This is a genomic window from Parabacteroides hominis (genome assembly GCF_014287585.1).
Taxonomy (GTDB): Bacteria; Bacteroidota; Bacteroidia; order Bacteroidales; family Tannerellaceae; genus Parabacteroides; species Parabacteroides hominis.
This window is the reverse complement of the sequence record NZ_JACOOJ010000078.1, coordinates 1-5220: the sequence shown is the minus strand read 5'-3', so window position 1 is coordinate 5220 and position 5220 is coordinate 1. Positions and strand designations below refer to the sequence as shown.

2 tRNA genes and 3 rRNA genes are annotated in these 5220 nt (G+C 49.6%); all 5 read right to left on the bottom strand.

The window, feature by feature from the left end:
• Positions 1-5: 5 nt before the first annotated feature.
• Positions 6-116: ribosomal RNA gene (gene rrf / locus H8S65_RS20585) — 5S ribosomal RNA — on the bottom strand.
• 122 nt (positions 117-238) lie between these two features.
• Positions 239-3114 (bottom strand): 23S ribosomal RNA (locus H8S65_RS20580).
• A gap of 158 nt (positions 3115-3272) precedes the next feature.
• Positions 3273-3349 (bottom strand) — tRNA-Ala (locus H8S65_RS20575).
• A 93-nt stretch (positions 3350-3442) separates the two neighbouring features.
• Positions 3443-3516 (bottom strand) — tRNA-Ile (locus H8S65_RS20570).
• 166 nt (positions 3517-3682) lie between these two features.
• Positions 3683-5207 (bottom strand): 16S ribosomal RNA (locus tag H8S65_RS20565).
• The 16S, 23S and 5S rRNA genes sit together here with 2 tRNA genes alongside, the layout of an rRNA operon.
• Positions 5208-5220: the final 13 nt, after the last annotated feature.

Here is a 5220-nt window from a genome sequence, read left to right as displayed (position 1 = left end):
CTCTAAAACGGCGGCTATCTACTCTCCCACTTTTACGCAGTACCATCGACGTGGTTGGGCTTAACTTCTCTGTTCGGAATGGGAAGAGGTGGATCCCCAACGCTATAACCACCTTAATTTCTTGTTTTTTACATCTTAAGATGTTTGACTGGACAACCCCACGTATTTGTCTTGTAACAATGACTCGTTTTGAGCTGACGCCTTTCGACGCCCTACAAATATATCAACCATTCTTGTGAGAAGAAAGTCCCGGGCTATTAGTACTACTCGGCTTCGACATTGCTGCCCTTACACCTGTAGCCTATCAACGTCGTAGTCTACAACGACCCTTGAGGGATATCTCATCTTGGGGCTGGCTTCGTACTTAGATGCTTTCAGCACTTATCCAATCCAGACTTAGATACCCGGCGGTGCCCCTGGCGGGACAACCGGTAAACCAGTGGTCTGTCCAACACGGTCCTCTCGTACTAGTGTCAGAGCCCCTCAAATATCCTACGCCCACGATAGATAGAGACCGAACTGTCTCACGACGTTCTGAACCCAGCTCGCGTGCCACTTTAATGGGCGAACAGCCCAACCCTTGGGACCTTCTCCAGCCCCAGGATGTGACGAGCCGACATCGAGGTGCCAAACCGCTCCGTCGATATGAGCTCTTGGGAGCGATCAGCCTGTTATCCCCGGAGTACCTTTTATCCTTTGAGCGATGGCCCTTCCATACGGAACCACCGGATCACTATGCTCTAGTTTCCTACCTGATCGGCTTGTGGGCCTCCCAGTCAAGCACCCTTATGCCATTACACTCTGCGACCGGTTACCAATCGGTCTGAGGGTACCTTTAGAAGCCTCCGTTACTCTTTTGGAGGCGACCACCCCAGTCAAACTACCCACCATACAGTGTCCTCGCATCAGCGAGTTAGAACTCAAACAATCAAAGGGCCGTATTTCAACGTCGACTCCACAAACACTGGCGTGCCTGCTTCATTGTCTCCGGCCTATCCTACACATCAATTGCCCAAATTCAATGTAAAGCTATAGTAAAGGTTCACGGGGTCTTTTCGTCCCATCGCGGGTAATCGGCATCTTCACCGATACTACAATTTCACCGAGCTCACGGTTGAGACAGTGTCCAGATCATTACACCATTCGTGCAGGTCGGAACTTACCCGACAAGGAATTTCGCTACCTTAGGACCGTTATAGTTACGGCCGCCGTTTACTGGGGCTTCAATTCAAACCTTCTCTTGCGATAAGCTCTCCTCTTAACCTTCCAGCACCGGGCAGGTGTCAGGCTGTATACTTCATGTTTCCATTTCGCACAGCCATGTGTTTTTGTTAAACAGTTGCCTGGACCTATTCTCTGCGCCCACCTGTTACAGTGGGACCCTTTATCCCGAAGTTACAGGGTCAATTTGCCTAGTTCCTTAACCGTGAATCACTCGAGCGCCTCAGTATTCTCAACCCAACTACGTGTGTCCGTTTACGGTACGGGTACTCTATGAATATGCTTAGCGGATTTTCTAGGGAGCATGATTACGTCCATATTGCATTGTACAAGTACGCTGCATACTGTCAAGTTCGGCTCTGACTGCGGATTTGCCTACAATCATCAACGTCTACACCCTTCAACCACCTATTCCGTCAGATGGCAGGACTGTCACTTCTCCGTCTCCACATCGCTCCATAAAGTAGTATGGGAATATTAAACCATTCTTCCATCGGAATCGCCGTTCGGCTTATCCTTAGGTCCCGACTTACCCTGATCCGATTAACGTTGATCAGGAAACCTTAGTCTTTCGGCGAGGAGGTTTCTCACCCCCTTTATCGTTACTTATACCTACATTTGCTTTTCCAAAAGCTCCAACAGGGGTTATCCCCTACCTTCTGCGCCGTTGGAATGCTCCCCTACCATGTCTTACAACATCCATAGCTTCGGTAAACGGTTTATGCCCGAGTATTATCCACGCCAGACTCCTCGACTAGTGAGCTGTTACGCACTCTTTAAATGAATGGCTGCTTCCAAGCCAACATCCTAGCTGTCTCTGCAGTCTGACTTCGTTAGTTCAACTTAACCGTTATTTGGGGACCTTAGCTGATGGTCTGGATTCTTCTCCTCTCGGACGCGGACCTTAGCACCCGCGCCCTCACTCCATGGCTATATATAACACGCATTCGGAGTTTATCTGGACTTGATAGGCGGTGAAGCCCTCGCATCCAATCAGTCGCTCTACCTCATGCTATACTTACCACAGGCTGCACCTAAATGCATTTCGGGGAGTACGAGCTATCTCCAAGTTTGATTAGCCTTTCACCCCTACCCTCAGTTCATTGGAACACTTTTCAACGTATACCCATTCGGACCTCCAGTTGGTGTTACCCAACCTTCATCCTGACCAAGGGTAGATCACTTGGTTTCGCGTCTACTCACTCCGACTATGGCGCCCTATTAAGACTCGCTTTCGCTTCGGCTCCGGGCCTGAAGCCCTTAACCTTGCCGGAGAAAGTAACTCGTAGGTTCATTATGCAAAAGGCACGCCGTCACAACTTTTGTTGCTCCGACCGCTTGTAGGCAGACGGTTTCAGGGACTATTTCACTCCTCTGTTCGAGGTGCTTTTCACCTTTCCTTCACAGTACTGGTTCGCTATCGGTCTCTCGGGAGTATTTAGCCTTACGGGATGGGCCCCGCTGATTCACACAGAATTTCTCGTGCTCCGCGCTACTCAGGATGCCACTAGGCTTCGTCAAGGAGTCGTATACCGGGCTTTCACCGTCTACGGCCGTTTTTTCCAAAACGTTCTACTTCCCTGATTTCTTGCCACAACGTGGTCCTACAACCCCGAAGGTGCCGAAACACCTACGGTTTGGGCTATTCCGCGTTCGCTCGCCACTACTTGCGGAATCACTTTTGTTTTCTTCTCCTATGGGTACTTAGATGTTTCAGTTCCCCACGTTCGCCTTCCTTGCGGAATGGCAGGCCTTCAACCTGCCGGGTTGCCCCATTCGGAAATCTCGGGATCAAGGGTTATTTGCACCTCCCCCAAGCTTATCGCAGCTTATCACGTCCTTCATCGCCTCCGAGAGCCAAGGCATCCACCGTCTGCCCTTGCTTACTTTCTTTATCACTGACACCCTATCCATGAATTAATAATTAATAATTAAGGAATAGGCGTCGGATTGATATATCTTTAGCTTGCTCTTACTTTTATTCGTTACTTAACTTTATTTGAAGTTGTCCAATACGTCAAAGATCTTATGTACGCCATTTACGGCGTGTTTGGTGGAGAATAACGGATTCGAACCGTTGACCCTCTGCGTGCAAGGCAGATGCTCTAGCCAGCTGAGCTAATCCCCCCTTTTTTAATTAAGAATCAAGAATGATGAATTAATAAATAAATGTTTCTAATCTTATTTACCAATCCTTGGTTTTAATCCTTAATTTCTGAAGTAGTCCCAGGCAGAGTTGAACTGCCGACCTCTACATTATCAGTGTAGCGCTCTAACCAACTGAGCTATAGGACTGGCTTATCTTAATCTCCTGAAACTGGCTCCCTTTCTACCGGGGAGGTTGCAGCTTCGTCTTCTCTACTGGGTGTCCAGTTTTAAGATCATATATGAATACATATTCAACCGTAGTACCAGAGAACAACATACCTTCTCCTACTTCTCACGAAATCCTGCGCTCCAGAAAGGAGGTGTTCCAGCCGCACCTTCCGGTACGGCTACCTTGTTACGACTTAGCCCCAGTCACCAGTTTTACCCTAGGCCGATCCTTGCGGTTACGGACTTCAGGTACCCCCGGCTCCCATGGCTTGACGGGCGGTGTGTACAAGGCCCGGGAACGTATTCACCGCGCCATGGCTGATGCGCGATTACTAGCGAATCCAGCTTCACGGAGTCGAGTTGCAGACTCCGATCCGAACTGAGACATGGTTTGGAGATTTGCATCACATCGCTGTGTAGCTGCCCTTTGTCCATGCCATTGTAACACGTGTGTCGCCCCGGATGTAAGGGCCGTGCTGATTTGACGTCATCCCCACCTTCCTCACAGCTTACGCTGGCAGTCTCACCAGAGTCCTCAGCTTGACCTGTTAGTAACTAGTGATAAGGGTTGCGCTCGTTATGGCACTTAAGCCGACACCTCACGGCACGAGCTGACGACAACCATGCAGCACCTCGCAAACGGTCATTGCTGAAAGGAGCGTTTCCACTCCGGTCCGAATGCGTTCAAACCCGGGTAAGGTTCCTCGCGTATCATCGAATTAAACCACATGTTCCTCCGCTTGTGCGGGCCCCCGTCAATTCCTTTGAGTTTCACCGTTGCCGGCGTACTCCCCAGGTGGATTACTTAACGCTTTCGCTGTAGAGCTTACTGTCTATCGCAAACTCCTAGTAATCATCGTTTACTGCGTGGACTACCAGGGTATCTAATCCTGTTTGATCCCCACGCTTTCGTGCTTCAGTGTCAGTTATAGTTTAGTAAGCTGCCTTCGCAATCGGAGTTCTGCGTGATATCTATGCATTTCACCGCTACACCACGCATTCCGCCTACCTCAAATATACTCAAGTCATCCAGTTTCAACGGCAATTTTATGGTTGAGCCACAAACTTTCACCGCTGACTTAAACAACCACCTACGCACCCTTTAAACCCAATAAATCCGGATAACGCTCGCATCCTCCGTATTACCGCGGCTGCTGGCACGGAGTTAGCCGATGCTTATTCATACGGTACATACAAAATGGGACACGTCCCACACTTTATTCCCGTATAAAAGAAGTTTACAAACCATAGATCCTTCATCCTTCACGCGACTTGGCTGGTTCAGCCTCCCGGCCATTGACCAATATTCCTCACTGCTGCCTCCCGTAGGAGTTTGGACCGTGTCTCAGTTCCAATGTGGGGGACCTTCCTCTCAGAACCCCTATCCATCGTCGGTTTGGTGGGCCGTTACCCCGCCAACTGCCTAATGGAACGCATGCCTATCTATCAGCGATGAATCTTTAACAAATATTCCCATGCGGGACCCCTGTTTTATGGAGCATTAATCCGACTTTCGCCGGGCTATTCCCCTCTGATAGGCAAGTTGCATACGCGTTACTCACCCGTGCGCCGGTCGCCGGCAGGTATTGCTACCCCCGCTGCCCCTCGACTTGCATGTGTTAAGCCTGTCGCTAGCGTTCATCCTGAGCCAGGATCAAACTCTTCGTTGTTAAATTGTTTTTT